At 64.6% G+C, this 17,127-nt stretch carries 15 protein-coding genes; 14 read left to right on the top strand and 1 reads right to left on the bottom strand.

The features are described 5' to 3' along the window. Positions 1-100: 100 nt before the first annotated feature. Complete coding sequence (locus KNN17_RS01735; protein ID WP_241707216.1) at positions 101-961, bottom strand: sugar phosphate isomerase/epimerase family protein; 861 nt, start codon at positions 959-961, stop codon at positions 101-103. Between the two features lie 239 nt (positions 962-1,200). Here KNN17_RS01735 and KNN17_RS01740 point away from each other — a divergent pair, with 239 nt between their 5' ends. The 14 genes from KNN17_RS01740 (at position 1,201) to KNN17_RS01805 (ending at position 17,056) form a co-directional block, all read left to right on the top strand. After that, entirely contained in the window at positions 1,201-2,196 is a 996-nt protein-coding gene (locus KNN17_RS01740; RefSeq protein WP_241707217.1) for a substrate-binding domain-containing protein, read from the top strand. Positions 2,197-2,267: 71 nt separating this feature from the next. Then, positions 2,268-3,317 carry an ABC transporter permease gene (locus KNN17_RS01745; RefSeq protein ID WP_241707218.1) on the top strand — a complete coding sequence of 350 codons (1,050 nt, stop codon included), beginning with the start codon at positions 2,268-2,270 and terminating at the stop codon, positions 3,315-3,317. Positions 3,318-3,333: 16 nt separating this feature from the next. Further along, on the top strand, positions 3,334-4,260 hold the full coding sequence (locus KNN17_RS01750) for an ATP-binding cassette domain-containing protein (RefSeq protein ID WP_241707219.1): 927 nt from the start codon (positions 3,334-3,336) through the stop codon (positions 4,258-4,260). Positions 4,261-4,291: 31 nt separating this feature from the next. Next, positions 4,292-5,722 (top strand): aldehyde dehydrogenase family protein, encoded by a 1,431-nt coding sequence (locus KNN17_RS01755; RefSeq protein ID WP_241707220.1) that lies wholly within the window; start codon positions 4,292-4,294, stop codon positions 5,720-5,722. Between the two features lie 22 nt (positions 5,723-5,744). Further along, the gene (gene iolD / locus KNN17_RS01760; protein ID WP_241707221.1) at positions 5,745-7,694 is read left to right on the top strand and encodes a 3D-(3,5/4)-trihydroxycyclohexane-1,2-dione acylhydrolase (decyclizing); all 1,950 of its coding nucleotides are present in this window, start codon (positions 5,745-5,747) and stop codon (positions 7,692-7,694) included. Next, the gene (locus KNN17_RS01765) at positions 7,691-8,488 is read left to right on the top strand and encodes an HpcH/HpaI aldolase family protein (protein ID WP_241707222.1); all 798 of its coding nucleotides are present in this window, start codon (positions 7,691-7,693) and stop codon (positions 8,486-8,488) included. Before iolD ends, KNN17_RS01765 begins: the two co-directional genes overlap by 4 nt. A 29-nt stretch (positions 8,489-8,517) precedes the next feature. After that, positions 8,518-9,729: a Gfo/Idh/MocA family protein gene (locus KNN17_RS01770; RefSeq protein ID WP_241707223.1), complete on the top strand. Its 1,212-nt coding sequence runs from the start codon at positions 8,518-8,520 to the stop codon at positions 9,727-9,729. Positions 9,730-9,731: 2 nt separating this feature from the next. Then, positions 9,732-10,748: a LacI family DNA-binding transcriptional regulator gene (locus KNN17_RS01775; RefSeq protein WP_241707224.1), complete on the top strand. Its 1,017-nt coding sequence runs from the start codon at positions 9,732-9,734 to the stop codon at positions 10,746-10,748. A 71-nt stretch (positions 10,749-10,819) separates the two neighbouring features. Then, positions 10,820-11,752, top strand: coding sequence for a hydroxyacid dehydrogenase (locus KNN17_RS01780; RefSeq protein ID WP_241707225.1), 933 nt, complete (start codon positions 10,820-10,822; stop codon positions 11,750-11,752). A 91-nt stretch (positions 11,753-11,843) separates the two neighbouring features. Continuing rightward, positions 11,844-12,875, top strand: coding sequence for an inositol 2-dehydrogenase (iolG, locus tag KNN17_RS01785; protein ID WP_241707226.1), 1,032 nt, complete (start codon positions 11,844-11,846; stop codon positions 12,873-12,875). A gap of 2 nt (positions 12,876-12,877) precedes the next feature. Further along, positions 12,878-13,657, top strand: coding sequence for an SDR family oxidoreductase (locus KNN17_RS01790; protein WP_241707227.1), 780 nt, complete (start codon positions 12,878-12,880; stop codon positions 13,655-13,657). Further along, positions 13,654-14,541 carry a sugar phosphate isomerase/epimerase family protein gene (locus tag KNN17_RS01795; RefSeq protein WP_241707228.1) on the top strand — a complete coding sequence of 296 codons (888 nt, stop codon included), beginning with the start codon at positions 13,654-13,656 and terminating at the stop codon, positions 14,539-14,541. Before KNN17_RS01790 ends, KNN17_RS01795 begins: the two co-directional genes overlap by 4 nt. Further along, positions 14,538-15,563 (top strand): Gfo/Idh/MocA family protein, encoded by a 1,026-nt coding sequence (locus KNN17_RS01800; RefSeq protein ID WP_241707229.1) that lies wholly within the window; start codon positions 14,538-14,540, stop codon positions 15,561-15,563. The genes KNN17_RS01795 and KNN17_RS01800 overlap by 4 nt, the downstream gene beginning before the upstream one ends. Next, positions 15,563-17,056, top strand: coding sequence for a CoA-acylating methylmalonate-semialdehyde dehydrogenase (locus KNN17_RS01805; protein WP_241707230.1), 1,494 nt, complete (start codon positions 15,563-15,565; stop codon positions 17,054-17,056). Before KNN17_RS01800 ends, KNN17_RS01805 begins: the two co-directional genes overlap by 1 nt. Positions 17,057-17,127 lie beyond the last annotated feature (71 nt).

Below are 17,127 nucleotides of genomic sequence, written 5' to 3' on the forward strand. Positions count from 1 at the left end.
GTTTCTCTGTGCGTCCCCACCCAACTAGCTCGCATTTGTTGTCGTTATGAGGCCCCATAACGACAACAAATGCGAGTCAGTTGGGTTGGCGGGAGGCGCGTCAAGCGGGGAAACAGGCAAGCGCCGTCGAGTGGGCGGATTCCAGCGCTTCGCGAACCGGACGTGTGCGGTGTTGTTCGGAGAGTATTTCCACACCCCACGGCCCTTTGAAACCGATGGCCTGGAGCGTTGTGATGAACCCTGCGACGTCTTGGTCGCCCTCTCCGCAAAGGCGGCGATTGTCGCGAGTGTCCTCGAAGAGCGTGCCCTTGATTTCCGCGTCAGCGTCATTGAGTTCCACCCCGAAAATCTGCTCGGCGGTCACGCTGCGGGACAGCTCCTCCAAGCTCGTTCCAGCACGGAAGGCATGCCAGTAGTCAACCACCAGGCCACATTCGGGCATATCGACCGACCTCATGAGTTCGGCGGCCGCGGGAATCGATCCGACCATCGAGAACGGCATGGGCTCAAGGGCAATCCGGGTTCCTCTTTCCGAGGCCTCGGTTGTCAGCCGTCGCAGCGGCTCCACCAGGAAATCAAGATCTTCCAATGGCTCGCCGAACGCCGTTCCAATCTTGATGAAGCGCGCCCCCAGCGTTTCCGCGGCATCGAGGAGCAGCTCGAACTGGGGCCTCCATTCATGGGACAGGGAATCGTCCCACCAGTTCGTGAGTAACTCGACTTCGACGTGGCGGAAGCCTGCTTGGTCAATGAGATCCTTGAGCCCGGAGAAACCGATCGTGTCCCTTGCAGCGACGAGATCGTCGTACGCCAATCCGAACCCGGCCCATCCGGTTGAGGCGATGGCTTCCAAACGCTCGCCGATAGGGACGGGACTGATCTCGGGGGTATTCAACGGCGCGATATTTCCTGCGCTCGTCCAGCAGGTCGCGATTAGTTCGGGGGTGCTTGAGTACGTCATCGTTCTCCTCGCGACGGTGCGCGGCTAGTTAAGGCAGGTGGGTGGGAACACCCGTCGACTATTCAATTGGAACGCTCCATTGACAATTGGTCAAGCCTTGATTTAGCGTTGGAGCGTTCCACAAAGCGATGTGGATCACATCCGTTCACAGCTAGATGGTTTCCGTCCTCCCACCATGTCTTTGAAGGCACAGCAACGGGGTCGACGGTCGAAGTACGCGACATCAAAGGAGATCTCACGTGGCAAAGTTCAATTGGCGGCGGGGCGCAGTAGCCCTTGCCGTAGTACCGCTTCTGGCCCTGGCAGCATGCTCAAGCGGGGGCGGGAAACCGGCCGACACCGCCAACGCCGCGGGTGGGGGGCAGGCGGCAAGCACTCCGCGGATCAAGGTTGCGCTCATCACCCACGCCGAGGCCGGCGATACGTTCTGGGACATCGTGCGCAAGGGTGCGGAGGCCGCGGCAGCGAAAGACAATGTCGAGGTTCTTTACACGAGTGACGCCGATGCGGGGCGCCAGTCCCAGCTGGTGCAGCAGGCCATCGACCAGAAGGTCGACGGCATCGCGGTCACGATCGCCAACCCGGGCGCCATGAAGGATGTGCTGAAGAAGGCCACCGCCGCGGGCATCCCGGTGGTGAGCTTCAACGCGGGTGGGGACGTCTCCGCGCAGATGGGGGCGTTCACCCACTTCGGCTCCAACGAGACCTTGGCTGGCGAGGCAGTCGGCGCCAAGCTGGCGGGGGACGGGTACAAGCACCCGATCTGCGTGATCCAGTCACAGGGACAGGTGCAACTCGAACAGCGGTGCGCGGGTGTGAAGACGAAGGTGCCCGGCACTGAGATCCTTTATGTCAACGGGGCCGACATGACGGCGGTGCAGTCCACTGCGACGGCGAAGCTGCAGGCCAGCAAGGATGCTGACGTGATCATCGGGCTCGGCGCCCCTATCACCTTGACCGTTATCAAGGCCGTGGCAGATGCCAACAGCCCGATCAAGGTGGCCAGCTTCGACCTGAACCCTGCGCTGGCGCAGGCGATCAACGATGGCAAGGTCCTGTTCACTGTGGACCAGCAGCCGTGGCTCCAGGGCTACCTGTCCATTGACTCGATCTGGCAGAACAAACTTGGTGGTTTCAAGGTCGGTGGCGGGCAGCCTGTCCTCACGGGCCCGACGATCGTTGACAAGTCCAATATTTCCGATGTGCTGAAGTTCGTTCAGCAGGGCATCCGCTAATCCGATGATGGTTCAGCTCGCGCGGCATGACTTCCTTGCCGCGCGAGCTGACAGAGAAGGAAGTGTGTTCCATGGCTTTAGTTACTGCCCCGGCGCCCAAAACTGCCGCGGATGAGCGGGTCGCGAAGCGGGGCCCGTTGAGCAAGTTGATGGCCCGTCCCGAGGTCGGTGCCCTCGTGGGGGCCGTCGTCCTCTTCATTTTCTTCGCTTCGGTGTCCGGGACGTTCACCCAGCCGAATGCTTTGGCGACGATCCTTTATGGTTCCTCGACGATCGGGATCATGGCGGTGGGGGTGTCGTTGTTGATGATCGGTGGCGAGTTCGACCTCTCCACCGGTGTGGCCGTGATTTCCTCGGCCCTGACCGCGTCCCTATTCAGCTGGTATTTCTCCATGAACGCCTGGGTGGGGGTGGTCATCGCCCTGCTGGTTTCCCTGTCGATCGGTTTCATCAACGGGTGGATCCTGGTCAAGACGAAGCTGCCGTCCTTCATCGTGACGCTCGCGACGTTCCTGATGCTTACGGGCCTGAACCTGGCCTTGACCCGCCTGATCGGGGGGTCGGTGTCTTCCCCGTCGATTTCCAAGCTGGACGGTTTCGATTCGGCCCACGCGGTGTTCGCGTCCTCGATCAGCATCGGCGGGGTCGAGGTGAAGATCACGGTGTTCTTCTGGATCATCCTGGTCGCGGTCGCGTCCTGGGTGTTGCTGCGCACGAAGGTGGGCAACTGGATCTTCGCGGTGGGCGGGGACGCGAACGCGGCCCGCGCCGTGGGCGTGCCGGTGACCAAGACCAAGATCGGGTTGTTCATGGCGGTCGGGTTCTGCGGCTGGATCCTGGGCATGCACAACCTCTTCGCCTTCGACGCGGTGCAGTCCGGCGAGGGCGTGGGCAACGAGTTCCTGTACATCATCGCCGCGGTGATCGGCGGCTGCCTGCTCACGGGCGGCTACGGCTCGGCCGTGGGCGGGGCGATCGGCGCGTTCATTTTCGGGATGGCGAACAAGGGCATCGTGTACGCGCAGTGGAACCCGGACTGGTTCAAGTTCTTCCTGGGCCTGATGCTGCTGCTGGCCACCATCGTGAACCTCATCGTCAAACGCCGCGCAGAGCTCAAGTAGAAAGGCCGCCGAAGAAATGAATGCCAAACAGATCGACCAGCAGACCCTGCTGCGGGACGAGAAGGACCCGCTGACCCACACCCCCGTGCACCTGCTCTCCCTGGACGGGGTCGGTAAGCACTACGGGAACATCATCGCCCTGCGGAACGTGACGATGGCCGTGGACAACGGCCGCGTCACCTGCGTGCTGGGGGACAACGGCGCGGGCAAGTCCACGCTGATCAAGATCATCGCCGGCCTGCACCAGCACGACGAAGGCGTGCTGCACGTCATGGGCGATGAGCGGAAGTTCAACTCGCCCCGGGACGCCCTGGACGCCGGGATCGCCACCGTGTACCAGGACCTGGCCGTGGTCCCGTTGATGCCGATCTGGCGCAACTTCTTCCTCGGCTCGGAACTGACCACCGGGTTCGGGCCGTTCAAGTCCATGGATGTCCAGAAAATGAAGGACATCACCCTGAAGGAACTGGCCCAGATGGGCATCGACCTGCGCGATGTGGAACAGCCCATCGGCCAGCTCTCCGGCGGTGAACGCCAGTGCGTCGCGATCGCCCGGGCCGTGTATTTCGGGGCGAAGGTGCTGATCCTGGACGAACCCACCGCAGCGCTGGGCGTCAAGCAGTCCGGCGTCGTGCTCCGCTACATCCTGCAGGCCCGCGACCGCGGACTGGGCGTCATCTTCATCACCCACAACCCGCACCACGCCTTCCCCGTCGGGGACCGGTTCCTGCTGCTCAAGCGCGGCAAGTCCATCGGCTACTACGACAAGAAGGACATCACCCTGGACGAACTCACCGCCCAGATGGCCGGCGGCGCGGAACTGGCCGAACTCGCCCACGAACTCGAACAACTCGGCGGACACACCCAAGCCCTCAAGGAAGTCCAAGCCGAAGTCGCCGAAGTCGCTGACGCGGCATACGAAAGCAACGCCAAGCGCCACTGAGCGCAAAAGTTCACAACCTGATGGAGCAACCATGGAAATGCTAATAGCTGGAAACTGGCGCGGTGCCGCCGACGGCAGGACCGAGGAAGTCCGCTCGCCTTTCGACGGCCGGACCATCGACACGGTTCCTGTGGCGACAGTCCAGGACGCCCAGGCCGCCCTTGACCGGGCCGAGATCGGTGCCCACCTGCAAAAGACCACGCCGGCCCATGTCCGTGTCGACATCCTCCTGCGTGCAGCCGCCCTGGCGGATGAACGCGCCGAGGACATCGCCCAGACGATTAGCGCAGAAACCGGAAAGCCCATCACGGAGGCGCGGGGCGAGGCCAGCCGCTCCGGCAACATCATCCGCCTCGCTGCCTATGAGGGAAGCCAGCTGTACGGTTCCACGCTTCCATTGGACGCAAACGCCGGGACTGGCTTGGACAAGATCGGCTTCACCTTGCGGCAGCCGGTGGGCATCGTCGTCGCCATCACCCCGTTCAACTACCCCGCCCTGCTGGTGTTGCACAAAATTGCACCCGCGCTGGCAGCCGGTAACGCCGTCGTACTCAAGCCCGCACGCGCAACGCCGCTGACGGCGCTGAAGCTGGCACAGTGCTTCGTCGACGCCGGCCTGCCGCCCGAGGCGCTGTCCGTGATCACCGGACCCGGCAGCTCCCTGGGCGATGTGCTGGTGACTGACCCGCGGGTCCGCAAGGTGTCCTTCACCGGGTCTACGAGCATCGGAACGCGCATCAGTTCGATCGCGGGAGTGAAGAAGCTGTCCCTCGAGTTGGGGGCCTCATGCCCTGTGATCATCCTGCCGGACGCGGACCTCGAACTCGCCGCGACCGCGGTGGCTGCCGGGGGCTACGTCAACGCCGGGCAGGTATGCATTTCCGTTCAGCGGGTCATCGTTGACCGTCGGGTGGAGAAGGACTTCCTGGACGCGTTGGTCCCGAAGGTCGAAGCGATCGCCGTGGGCAACCCCAAGGAAGAGGGCACCCGGCTCGGCTCGCTGATCTCCGAAGGGGAAGCAGCACGCGTCCACACGTCCATCCTTGAGGCCCGCCATTCGGGCGCCCGGGTCCTCACCGGCGGTGACCGTGACGGCGCCGTGGTGACTCCCGCCGTCGTCGCGGGCGTCGATCCCCGGTCGCCGCTGAGCCGGAACGAACTCTTCGGACCCGCCGTCGCCGTCTCGTCCGCGCAGGACATGGAAAGCGCCATCGCGATGGCGAACGACAACGAATACGGCCTGGGCGCCGGCATCTTCACGAACGACGTCGCCGGAGCGGTCCAGGCCATGCGGCAGATCGACGCCGGCAACATCCACATCAACTGGTCGCCGCTGTGGCGGGCCGACCTCATGCCCTACGGGGGCTTGAAAGGCAGCGGGATCGGCAAGGAAGGCGTCCGCTCTGCTGTCCAGGAAATGACCGAAGAGAAGACGGTCGTCCTGCACGGGCGCCCCTGGTAACCACGACAACGGGAATAAGGCAATGACCACACCATCTCAGACCATCAGGCTCACCACGGCCCAAGCGGTCATCAAGTACCTGTCCGCACAGTATTCGCTGGCCGACGGCGTCCGCCGCCGCCTGGTCCCCGCAGCCCTCGGCATCTTCGGCCACGGCAACGTGGCCGGCCTGGGACAGGCATTGGACGAACTGGCCGACGACATGCCGTTCATCCAAGGCCGGCACGAGCAGTACCTGGCCCACATCTCCACTGCGTATGCCAAGGCGAGCCGTCGCCAGGCAGTCCTCGCCGTCACGGCCTCCATCGGCCCGGGCGCACTCAACCTTGTGACCGCGGCCGGCCTGGCAACAGTGAACAGGATTCCGCTCCTGCTCCTGCCGGGCGACACCTACGCCACCCGGCACCAGGGCCCGGTGCTGCAGCAACTCGAACACCCTACCGAGGCTGATGCCACGGTCAACGACGCGTTCCGCCCGGTATCGCGCTTCTTCGACCGGATCAACCGCCCGGAGCAGCTCCTGACCGCGCTTCCGCAGGCCATGCGCGTGCTCACGAGCCCCACCGACACCGGCGCCGTGGTCATTTCGCTGCCCCAGGACGTGCAGTCCCACGCTTACGACTTCCCGGCCGAATTCTTCGAGCCGCGCGATTGGAAGATCCGCCGGCCGCTGCCGGACCTGGAAGAGATCGACGACGTCGCCCGGCTCATCCGCTCAGCCGAGCGTCCCGTGATCATCGCCGGCGGCGGTATCCACTACTCCGACGCCCACGCCGCGCTCGAGGCGCTGGCGGGACAGACCGGAATTCCCGTCGTCGAGACCTTCGGCGGCAAGGGCGCCGTGACCAAGGACGAATGGTGGCAAGTGGGCGGCGTCGGGCTGGAGGGCAACTTCGCGTCCAACACCCTGGTCAAGCAAGCCGACCTGGTCCTGAGCGTCGGCACGCGCCTCACCGACTTCGCCACCGGTTCGCAGTCCATCTTCGAAAACCCGGACGTCCGGTTCGCGTCCTTGAACATCGTGGATGCCGATACCCGCAAGCAAGGTGCCACCGGCATCCTGGCGGACGCACGCCTCGGACTGGAAGCACTTGCCCGCTCCCTGGAGGGCCACAGCACCAGCGAAAAGTGGCAGGAAACGGTCCATTCCGAGAAGGCAAAGTGGGCCCCCATCCGGTCCCAGTGGCTCGACGCCGACACTCCCTTCCGCCCGGAAGACCACCCCGACGCGCCGGTCACCGGTGCTGTCCTGACCCAGCCGCAGCTGATCGGCCTGATGCAGGAGCACGCCCGCTCCGGAGACACCATCATCGCCGCGGCCGGAGGACCTCCCGGTGACCTCCAAAAAGTCTGGGACGCCACGGGCAACCGCAATTGCCACCTGGAATTCGGCTTCTCCTGCATGGGCTACGAAATCGCAGCCGGCATGGGCGTCCGCCTGGCCGAGGGCAACAACGACAACCGCGTGGTTACCTTCATCGGCGACGGCACGTTCCTCATGGCACCCACCGAAATCCTCACCGCCGCGCAGGAAGGCCTCAACGTCACGATTGTTGTCTCCGAGAACCACGGCTACCAGGTCATCCACCGCCTCCAGATGAACCGCAGTGGCAAGGAATTCGGCAACGAGTTCCGCTACCGCACCACCGGGGGCAGTGTCGCCGTCGAAGACGCCCCCAAGGCGCGGCTGGATGGCGATTACCTCAAGGTGGACCTGCGGCAGATCGCCGAAGGCCTGGGCGCCCTCGCTATCCGGGCAAGCACTGCGGCAGAGGTCCGGGAAGCGCTGGCCTCCACCCGCGACACCCAAGGACCAGTCGTGATCGTGGTGCCAACCGTTCCCCACGTCGACCTGCCCGGCGGCGATGTCTGGTGGGACGTAGCTCCCGCAGAAGTGTCCGGTCAGGAATGGGTCCGCACCCTCCGCGCCGACTACGAGCAGGCAAAGAGCCGCCAGCGGTGGTTCGGATGAGCGCCTCGGGCGGCAGCAATTACGACGGCGGACCGCTCGACGGCGGCCGGCTGCGGCGCCGCTTGGCAGCCGGGGAGGTGACAGTGGGGACCTTCGTTGGCATGGCTTCGGCCACCGCGGTGGAAGTGTGCGCCGCTGCCGGCGCGGACTGGGTCCTCATCGATCTTGAGCATGGTTCCGGCGGTGAAGATGCCGTGCGCGACGGTGTCCTTGCGGCCGGAAGCTACGGCGTCCCCACTCTTGTCCGCGTGGAGAGCGGGGAACGGATCCGCATCGGTCGCGTGCTCGATCAAGGCGCGGCAGGCATCATGGTGCCCCGACTGAACACCGTTGAAGAAGCCAAGCACACCGTGAAGCACATGCTCTATCCGCCCTACGGCGACCGTGGCGTGGCAACCTACAACCGCTCCTGCCGCTGGGGCATGGACAGGGCTCCGCTGAGCGCGGACCAGCAGTCAACCGTCGGAATCGTCCAGATCGAAACCCTCGACGCACTGGAGCGCGTCGAGGAGATCGCGGCGCAGGACGGCGTGGATGTCCTCTTCGTCGGACCGATGGACATGTCCTTCGCCCTGGGTGTGCCGATGCAACTGGATAGCAGCGCCTTCCAAGAAGCACTGCAACGGGTGGTCGCCGCCGCGCAGCTGCACAACAAAGCGGCCGGCATCCTCGCTGTGGACGGCGTGGCGGCAGCCAAGTATGTCCGCCAGGGCTTCCGGTTCGTGGCCATCGGCTCGGACTCCACCATTATGGCGGCGGCGTTCCGCGTCGCTTTTGACACCGCCCGCAACTGACAAGAATTTTCAATGAGAAAGGCAATAACGTGAGCCAAGAATCCCGCACAGTCGGTGTAGGCCTCATCAGCGTCGGATGGATGGGAAAGCTCCACTCGCGCGCCTACCAGACGGTCCCCTACGCCTACCCGGAGCTCGGCCTGACCACCAAGCTCGTCATCGCGGCGGACACGGCACCGGACCGGGTGGACTACGCCCGCGATGTCCTTGGCTTCGCGGAGGGCACCACCGACTACCACGATGTCCTGAACCACCCGGACGTCGACGTCGTTTCCATCTGCGCCCCCAACTTCCTGCACGCCGAAATCGGCATCGCGGCGGCCAAAGCCGGCAAGCACTTCTGGATCGAAAAGCCCGTGGGACGCGGCTACGAGGAAACCGCAGCCGTGCAGGAAGCCGCCGTGGAGGCCGGCGTCGTGACTTCCATCGGCTACAACTACCGCCACGCCCCGGCAGTAGAGCACGCCAGGAAGCTCATCGCGGACGGGCGGCTCGGCCGCATCACGAACGTCCGCGCCGTGTTCTTCTCCGGGTACGCGTCCGAACCCAACGGTGCGCTGTCCTGGCGCTTTGACCGGAAACTTGCCGGTACCGGCGTGCTGGCGGACCTGTTCAGCCACGCAACGGACCTGTGCCAATATGTAGTTGGGCCGATCGCCGAGGTAACCGCGCTCACAAGCACGGTCTACACGCAGCGCCCCAAACTGGCGATGGGGTCAGGGACGCACTTCGCGGTGATCGAAAACGGTGAAATGGGAGAGGTCGAGAATGAGGACTACGCTGCAGCGCTGGTCCGATTCGGCCCGTCCGCCCGCGGGGCTGGCGCCGTCGGCACCATCGAATCCTCACGCGTTGCCGTTGGACCCGAATGCGGTTACCAGATCGAGGTCTACGGGACCGAAGGCTCGCTCAAATGGGACTTCGAGCGCATGAACGAACTCAAGGTCTGCCTGGGCCGCAACAACGACGAGCAGGGCTACACCACCGTCAACGCCAGCCCGCGCCATGGGGATTACTCCCACTTCCAACCTGGGCCCGGCAACAGCATGGGGTTTGACGACCTCAAGGTCATCGAGGCCAAGAAGTTCCTCGTTGCCGTCACCGGAGGAGCACAGGAAAACTCCAACATCCACGATGCCGCTTCAGCCGCTGCCATTGTCAGCGCCGCGGAAGCGTCCTCGCTGTCCGGTCAATGGCAGAAGATCGAGGAAATCCACGGCACCACGGCAGCGCGGGCATAACCATGGCACCTCCATCCGCCCGGCGGCCGACGATCATGGACGTGGCAGAACGCGCCGGCGTTTCCAAGTCCTTGGTCTCACTCGTGCTGCGCGACTCACCGCGCGTCAGCGACGAACGCCGCCAGCGGGTGCTCAAGGCTGTTGAGGAGATGGGCTTCGAGTTGAACCTCGCGGCCCGGTCACTGGCAACACGGGACAGCGGAACCATCGGTGTGCTGGTCAGCGACATGCACAACCCGTGGGCCTTCGACGTCGCCGACGCCGCACGGACCGTACTTGAAGAGGCCGGGCACACCGTCCTCTTCAGTGCGGTCACGGCGGCGGGCAGGGGAGTGGACCAGTCCATCCTGCAGGCCTTCCGGGACTTGCGGGTCGCGGGCCTGCTCGTCGTAGGAACCGTGCCTGACAAAGCACCGTTCAGCCGCGCCGTTTCAGGCGGGGCTGTGGTCTTTGCCGGTGGCGGACCCGACTACATCGACACCGCCGATATCGTGCGAAGCGACGACGCCCTCGGCATGTCCATGGTTGTTGAGCACTTGATCGCCCAGGGACACGAGAACATCGTGCACCTTGGCGGTCTTGGTGGCTCGGTTGGCAGGGAACGCGTGGACGGGTATTCGGCGGCAATGGAAGAGCACGGGTTGGCCCGCTATATCCGCGTGGTCGACGCCGACTTCTTCCAGGAGTCCGGCTATGTTGCCGCGCAACGGGCCCTGGCCTCCCGCTCCGAGCACCAGCGCCCCACAGCGCTGGCCTGCATCAACGACCTCGCCGCATTTGGAGCCATGACAGCTGCCGATGAACGCGGCGTCGAAATAGCCGTCACCGGTTATGACAACATCGCGCTCGGTGCCATGCCGCGCCTTGGACTGACCACCGTCGACCCGGACAGCGCCACCATCGGCGTCACGGGGGCCAAGACCCTCCTGGAACGCATCCATGGTGAAGGCAGCGGGTTCGTCCACCATTCCGTCACGCCCCACTTGGTCGTGCGGAAATCCAGCCTCCTGGGCCTCTAACTTTCTAGACCTATCAGCGGTCGCCATTCCCGGCGCCGCCCACATACCCCTCCACATCTTCAAGGATGACGATGGCTTCCATAACCACACCCCAAATCTTTGTCGCTCTCGGCAGCGTCGAGCCAGACCTCGTGGAACCGCTGCTCTCCGAACACCAGCGGCTCATCCAGGACCCCACCGACGAGGACCTGGCCAACGCCGATGCCGCGATCGTCAGGGCTGCCTACCGCGTGGACCGGGAACTGTTGGACCGCATGCCCGCCCTCAAAGTCATCGCCAGGACCGGCGTCGGAACGGACCTCGTGGACGTCGCCGAAGCGAAGCGACGCGGAATCCCGGTGGTCATCACGCCCGGAAGCAACACCGCCTCGGTGGCCGAAGGCGTGTTCGCCCACCTGCTGGCGCTCGTCAAGAAGCTCTCTCCGCTGACCTCGCTGGTCCGCGAGGGACGCTGGGAGCAACGTGCCGCCGTCGGCGTCGGAGACCTCGAGGGATTCACGCTCGGCATCATCGGTTACGGCCGCATAGGCCGCCGGGTGGCGCGTATCGCCGAGGCCTTCGAGCTGAAAGTCCTGGCCTACGATCCTTTCGCCGAAATCCCCGCCGAGATCCGCTGTGGCACCGTGGAGGAGCTCCTTGCAGGCAGCGACTTCATCACCCTCCACGCGCCCCTGACACCGGAAAACCACAACCTCATCAACGCGGACCGGCTCAAGGCCGTGAAGCCCGGAGCGATCCTCATCAACTGCAGCCGCGGAGGCCTCGTGGAGCTCGACGCCGTCCACGAGGCACTACAGTCCGGGCAGCTCTCGGGGCTCGGCCTGGACGTGTACGATCCCGAGCCGCCCGCCCACCACGCCTTGTTCGACCACGAAAACGTCGTCCTGACTCCGCACCTGATGGGATTCACCCGTCAAGGCATGGCCCACACGGTCAGGGATGCCGCCCAAGGCGCGGTTGACGTCCTCGCGGGCCGCACACCCGCCGCGGTGGCAACCCCGTGACCGCTCTGAAGCTGGGCACGTCCCCGTCCGCCATCCAGAACCAACCCACGTCCGGATTTTCCCGGGCAAACCGCTAGAAAGGACCCCACACATGTCCACTGAACGCCCCCTCAAGGTCGCGTTGTTCGGTTCCGGCCGCATCGGGCAGGTCCACGCCCGGAACATCGCCGAGCACCCGGACCTGGAACTGGCATGGATCGCCGACCCTTTCATTGAAGGAGCCCGCACGTTGGCGGCCGGGACCGGCGCTATCGCCGTCGAGTCAGCCGACGAGGTTTTCGCGAACGGTGACCTTGACGCCGTCGTGATCGGATCGCCCACCAGCACGCACGTGGACCTGATCTCGCGCGCCATGGGGCAAGGCGTGGCAGCTCTTTGCGAGAAGCCGATCGACCTCGACATCGAGCGTGCGCTCGCTTGCCGCGACGCGATCAAGGGCAACAACACGCCCCTCATGCTTGGGTTCAACCGCCGCTTCGATCCCCACTTCGCGGCCATCCAATCGCGCGTCGCCGCGGGGGAAATCGGCCGCCTCGAACAGCTGACCATTATCAGCCGCGATCCCGCACCTGCGCCCGCTGCCTACATCGCCACCTCCGGCGGGATCTTCCGGGACCAGAGCATCCACGACCTCGACATGGCCAGGTTTTTCGTCCCTGACATCATCGAAGTTTCAGCCACTGGCGCCAACATGTTCTGCGACTACATCGAGGAAGCCGGGGACTTCGACTCGGTTGTCATCACCCTCAAGGGCCGCGACGGCGAGCTGGTCACCATTACCAACTCCCGCCACAGCGCCTTCGGCCACGACCAGCGACTGGAGGCGTTCGGCAGCGAGGGGATGCTCAGCGCAGGCAACGTCACCCCGACGACGGTGCGCAAGTATGGCGCCGCGGGCACCGAAGAGTCTGACGCCTACCTGCCGTTCTTCCTGGAGCGTTACGCCGCGGCTTACCGGAACGAATTGGACAGCTTCGCCAAGGCCATCCGCGCAGGCATCCCCTGCAGCCCGGGGTTCGACGACGGCCTGCAGGCACTCGCCCTGGCCAACGCGGCTGAAGAGTCCGCCCGTTCCGGCCGCGCTGTCAGGATCGAAAATTCGGTCAAGATCGGGCAGCTCTAGCCATGCCACTTCTCCAGGACAAAGTCATCCTGATCAGCGGGGGCACGCAGGGCTTGGGCGCCGGAGTCGCGAGACGCGCGGCGGCCGAGGGTGCAGCCGGGATCGCCGTCACGGGCCGGAACGCGGAATCGGGTGAACGGCTCGCCGCGGAAATCACGGCATCCGGCGTCGAAACCCGGTTCATCAAGACCGATCTTGCCGACGTCGAACAAGCCCGGAACTCAGTGCTTGAGACCATCAGCGTCTTCGGGCAACTCGACTGCGCGGTCAATGCGGCCGGCCTGACCACCCGCGGCACCATGCTGGACACGACGCCCGAGCTCTTCGACGCGCACATCGCAGTGAACCTGAAGTCGCCGTTCTTCATCATGGCCGAAACCATCAAGCATCTTTGTAGCAGGGGTGTGCCAGGAAGCATCGTGAACGTCATCTCGATCGCCGAACTCGGCGGGCAGCCGTACTTGGCGCCGTATGTGGCGGCCAAGGCTGGCCTGGCCGGAGCAACCCGCAACGCGGCGCATGCCCACCGTTGGGACAAAATTCGCATCAACGGGCTCGACATCGGCTGGACCGCCACGGACGGCGAAGCCGAAACCCAGAAGAAATTCCACGGCGCGGGGGCGGACTGGCTGGAGAAAGCCAACGCATCCGTCCCCATGGGAAAGCTCGGACAAGTGGACGAGATCGCAGAATTCATTGTCTTTCTCCTCTCCGACCGGAGCGGTGTTGTCACAGGCTCGGTCATCGACTGGGACCAAAACGTATACGGAGGATCAGATTGAGCACCATCACCCAGCGTCTTGCCGCAGCACCCATTTCCTGGGGCGTTTGCGAAGTCCCCGGTTGGGGCTACCAGCTTGAGGCCGACAGGGTCTTGTCCGAAATGACCGCCTTGGGGATCAGCGCCACCGAGTTCGGCCCGGCCGGATTCCTGCCCGAACAGGCCGCCCAACGTGCGGAAGTGCTGAAGCGGCACAACCTCCAGGCGATCGGCGGCTTCTTCCCGGTCATCCTGCACGATCCGTCCAGGAACCCTTTGGATGTTGTGTCCGCTGAGCTGGACGCGTACGAAGCTGCCGGGGCCAGCGTCATGGTCCTCGCCGCGGAGACCGGCGTCGCAGGTTACGATCAGCGCCACGAGCTCGACGCCGAAGGCTGGGAGCTGTTCGGCAGGAACCTTGACGCAGTGGTCAAGGCCGCCGCGGACAAAGGTATCCAGGCGGTGGTCCACCCGCACGTGGGAACCATGATCGAAAGCACCTCGGATGTTGACCGGGTCCTCAACGACACCGCGGCGAACCTGTGCCTGGACACCGGCCACCTGCTCATCGGCGGCACCGACCCTGCCCTTCTGGTTCGGGACTACGCCTCGCGGATCGGCCACACCCACCTGAAGGACGTGCGCAAGGCCCTCGCGCAGCGGGTCCAGGCCGGCGAGATCTCCTACACTGACGGCGTCAAGGCAGGCATGTACGTGCCCCTGGGACAAGGCGACGTCGGCATCGCCGGAATCGTCCGGAACCTGCTGGACGCCGGTTACGAGGGCTGGTTCACCATGGAGCAGGACACCATCCTGGATTCCGAACCCACCGACGACGGTCCGGTCGGGGACGTCCGCCAGTCGGTCGCGTTCCTGCGCCAGCTCGAAGCGGAAATCGACCGATGAGCGCCGTCCGCTGGGGAGTGCTGACCACGGCACGGATCGCCCAAGGGCGGTTCCTGCCGGCCATGAGCCGGGCCCGGAATGCCGTTGCCTCGGCGATCAGCAGCCCGAACGGAAAGGCGGCCGACGTCGCAGCGCGCTTCGGCATCCCGTCCGCCTATTCTTCCCACGAGGAATTGCTGGCCGATCCAAGCATCGAAGCCGTCTACCTGCCTTTCCCCAACTCGTTGCACGCCGACTGGATTGTTGCTGCTGCCGAAGCTGGCAAAGACATCCTCTGCGAGAAGCCGCTCGTCGCCAACACCCACGACTACCATCGGGTTCTGGAAGCCTGCGAACGCAACGGGGTTAACCTCATGGAAGCGTTCATGTACCGCTTCCACCCCCAGCACCAGAAAGTCCGTGAGTTCATCGACTCGGGCAAGATCGGCGAGCTGGTGTCCATGCACGCCCGCTTCCATTTCGTCATGGACCGAAGCGAAGGCGAGGTCCGCCTCCAGCCGGGAATGGACGGAGGTGCGCTCAACGACGTCGGTTGCTACGCCGTCGACATCATGAACATGGTCATGGGCCGCGCGCCGGAAACCGTCTTCGGCAAAGGCACAAGCCGCACGGACGCGGTGGAAACCACTATGGCCGCGATCCTGGACTATGGGGACGTCCTGGGAACGCTGGACTGCGGTTTCGAGGGCCCGCGCACCAACACGTTCCAGATCATCGGCACGAAAGGCCAGATCACCCTGGACAAGGCCTTCGACCCGGACCCGGGCGAAATTGCCCGCGTTACGCTGTCCTTCCGCGACGGTCGGACTGAGTCCGTCGACATCGGGGAAGACCCGTTCAAGACCGAAATCGAACGGTTCAGCGCGTGGGTGCGCAACTCCGGACCCGAGCTCGTCCAGAGGGAATTGACCGAACAGAACCTGGCCGTCCGCCTGGCGCTCCAGGAATCACTCGCCACCGGCTTGCCGCGGGATGTCAACGACGTTCATGCCGTGGAGCACCACCTACTACAGGAGCAGTAATGACCATCATCAACCACTTCATCAGCGGAACCGAGGCCGCCGGCAGCGGCACGGGCACCAAGCCTGTCTACAACCCGGCCACGGGTGCCGTGACTGCCGAGTTGCGGTTGGCCAACCGCGCCGATTTGGACGCGACGGTTGCCATCGCCAAGAAGGCCGCAGCGTCCTGGGGCGATATTTCGCTGGCCAAGCGCACTGCCGTGTTGTTCAAGTTCCGTGAGCTCGTCGCTGCCCATGTGGACGAACTCGCGGCCCTGATCACCGCCGAACACGGCAAGGTCATTTCCGATGCGAAGGGCGAGATCGGCCGGGGCCTGGAGGTCATCGAGTTCGCTTGCGGCATTCCGCAGTTGCTCAAGGGGGAGTATTCGGACCAGGTCTCCACGGGCATCGATGTCTTCTCGTTCCGGGAGCCCGTGGGCGTCGTGGCCGGCATTACTCCATTCAACTTCCCGGTGATGGTGCCGCTGTGGATGGCTCCGATGGCGATCGCGACGGGCAACGCCTTCATCCTGAAGCCTTCGCACCGCGTCCCTTCGGCCGCGATGTTGCTTGCGAAACTGTTCCGAGACGCCGGCTTGCCCGACGGCGTGTTCCAGGTCCTGCACGGTGACCGTGATGTCATCTCCGGGCTCCTCACGCACCCGGACGTGGACGCCATCTCCTTCGTGGGGTCCACCCCTGTCGCGAAGCACATCCTGGAAGTGGCGACGGCGCATGGCAAGCGGGTCCAGGCCCTGGGCGGGGCAAAGAACCACGCGATCGTGCTGCCCGACGCCGACCTGGACAACGCCGCCGACCACCTGGCCGCAGCCGCGTTCGGTTCCGCCGGACAACGGTGCATGGCCATCTCCGTGGCCGTCGCCGTCGGCAATGCCGCGGATCTGCTGGTCAAGAAGGTCGAAGAGCGTGCCCTCGACGTCAAGGTCAAGAACGGTACCGACGCCGACGCCGACATGGGCCCCGTGATCAGCCCCGAGTCCCGGGAGTTCATCGTCAAGACGGTGACCGAGGCGGAGCAGGCCGGTGCCGCGATGGTCGTGGACGGCAGGGACCTCGTGGTTCCTGGGCATGAGGACGGTTTCTGGGTCGGCCCCACCGTGATCGACCACGTCAAGACCGAAATGAGCGCTTATCAGGAGGAGATTTTCGGCCCGGTCCTGGTGGTGGTGCGGGTGGAGGACCTCGATGAAGGCATCAGGCTGATCAACTCCAATCCGTACGGCAACGGGACCGCGATCTTTACCTCCTCGGGGGCATCCGCCAGGAAATTCCAACGTTCAGTTGACGTTGGCATGATCGGCATCAATGTGCCGTTGCCGGTTCCCGTGGCTTACTACTCCTTCGGCGGCTGGAAGGCCTCGCTCTTCGGCGACAAGCACATCTACGGCCCCGAGGGCGTCTCCTTCTACACCCGAGGCAAGGTCATCACGTCCCGTTGGCCCGAGTCCGCCCACGCTTCGGGAGCTTCGTACAACTTCCCGTCCAACTAGTCCCCACCGGCGTGGGCCCAGTCTCCCACCCAACTGGCTCGCAGTTAATGTCGTTTTGGAGCCTCATAACG

It is taken from the genome of Arthrobacter bambusae (assembly GCF_022606295.1).
Taxonomy (GTDB): Bacteria; Actinomycetota; Actinomycetes; order Actinomycetales; family Micrococcaceae; genus Arthrobacter; species Arthrobacter bambusae_A.

Excerpts from the sequence above, each read along its gene's own strand:
- KNN17_RS01735 (WP_241707216.1), bottom strand. The coding sequence starts at position 961 with ATGACGTACTCAAGCACCCCCGAACTAATCGCGACCTGCTGGACGAGC.
- KNN17_RS01745 (WP_241707218.1), top strand. The coding sequence starts at position 2,268 with ATGGCTTTAGTTACTGCCCCGGCGCCCAAAACTGCCGCGGATGAGCGG.
- KNN17_RS01750 (WP_241707219.1), top strand. The coding sequence starts at position 3,334 with ATGAATGCCAAACAGATCGACCAGCAGACCCTGCTGCGGGACGAGAAG.
- KNN17_RS01755 (WP_241707220.1), top strand. The coding sequence starts at position 4,292 with ATGGAAATGCTAATAGCTGGAAACTGGCGCGGTGCCGCCGACGGCAGG.
- iolD (WP_241707221.1), top strand. The coding sequence starts at position 5,745 with ATGACCACACCATCTCAGACCATCAGGCTCACCACGGCCCAAGCGGTC.
- KNN17_RS01765 (WP_241707222.1), top strand. The coding sequence starts at position 7,691 with ATGAGCGCCTCGGGCGGCAGCAATTACGACGGCGGACCGCTCGACGGC.
- KNN17_RS01775 (WP_241707224.1), top strand. The coding sequence starts at position 9,732 with ATGGCACCTCCATCCGCCCGGCGGCCGACGATCATGGACGTGGCAGAA.
- KNN17_RS01780 (WP_241707225.1), top strand. The coding sequence starts at position 10,820 with ATGGCTTCCATAACCACACCCCAAATCTTTGTCGCTCTCGGCAGCGTC.
- iolG (WP_241707226.1), top strand. The coding sequence starts at position 11,844 with ATGTCCACTGAACGCCCCCTCAAGGTCGCGTTGTTCGGTTCCGGCCGC.
- KNN17_RS01790 (WP_241707227.1), top strand. The coding sequence starts at position 12,878 with ATGCCACTTCTCCAGGACAAAGTCATCCTGATCAGCGGGGGCACGCAG.
- KNN17_RS01800 (WP_241707229.1), top strand. The coding sequence starts at position 14,538 with ATGAGCGCCGTCCGCTGGGGAGTGCTGACCACGGCACGGATCGCCCAA.
- KNN17_RS01805 (WP_241707230.1), top strand. The coding sequence starts at position 15,563 with ATGACCATCATCAACCACTTCATCAGCGGAACCGAGGCCGCCGGCAGC.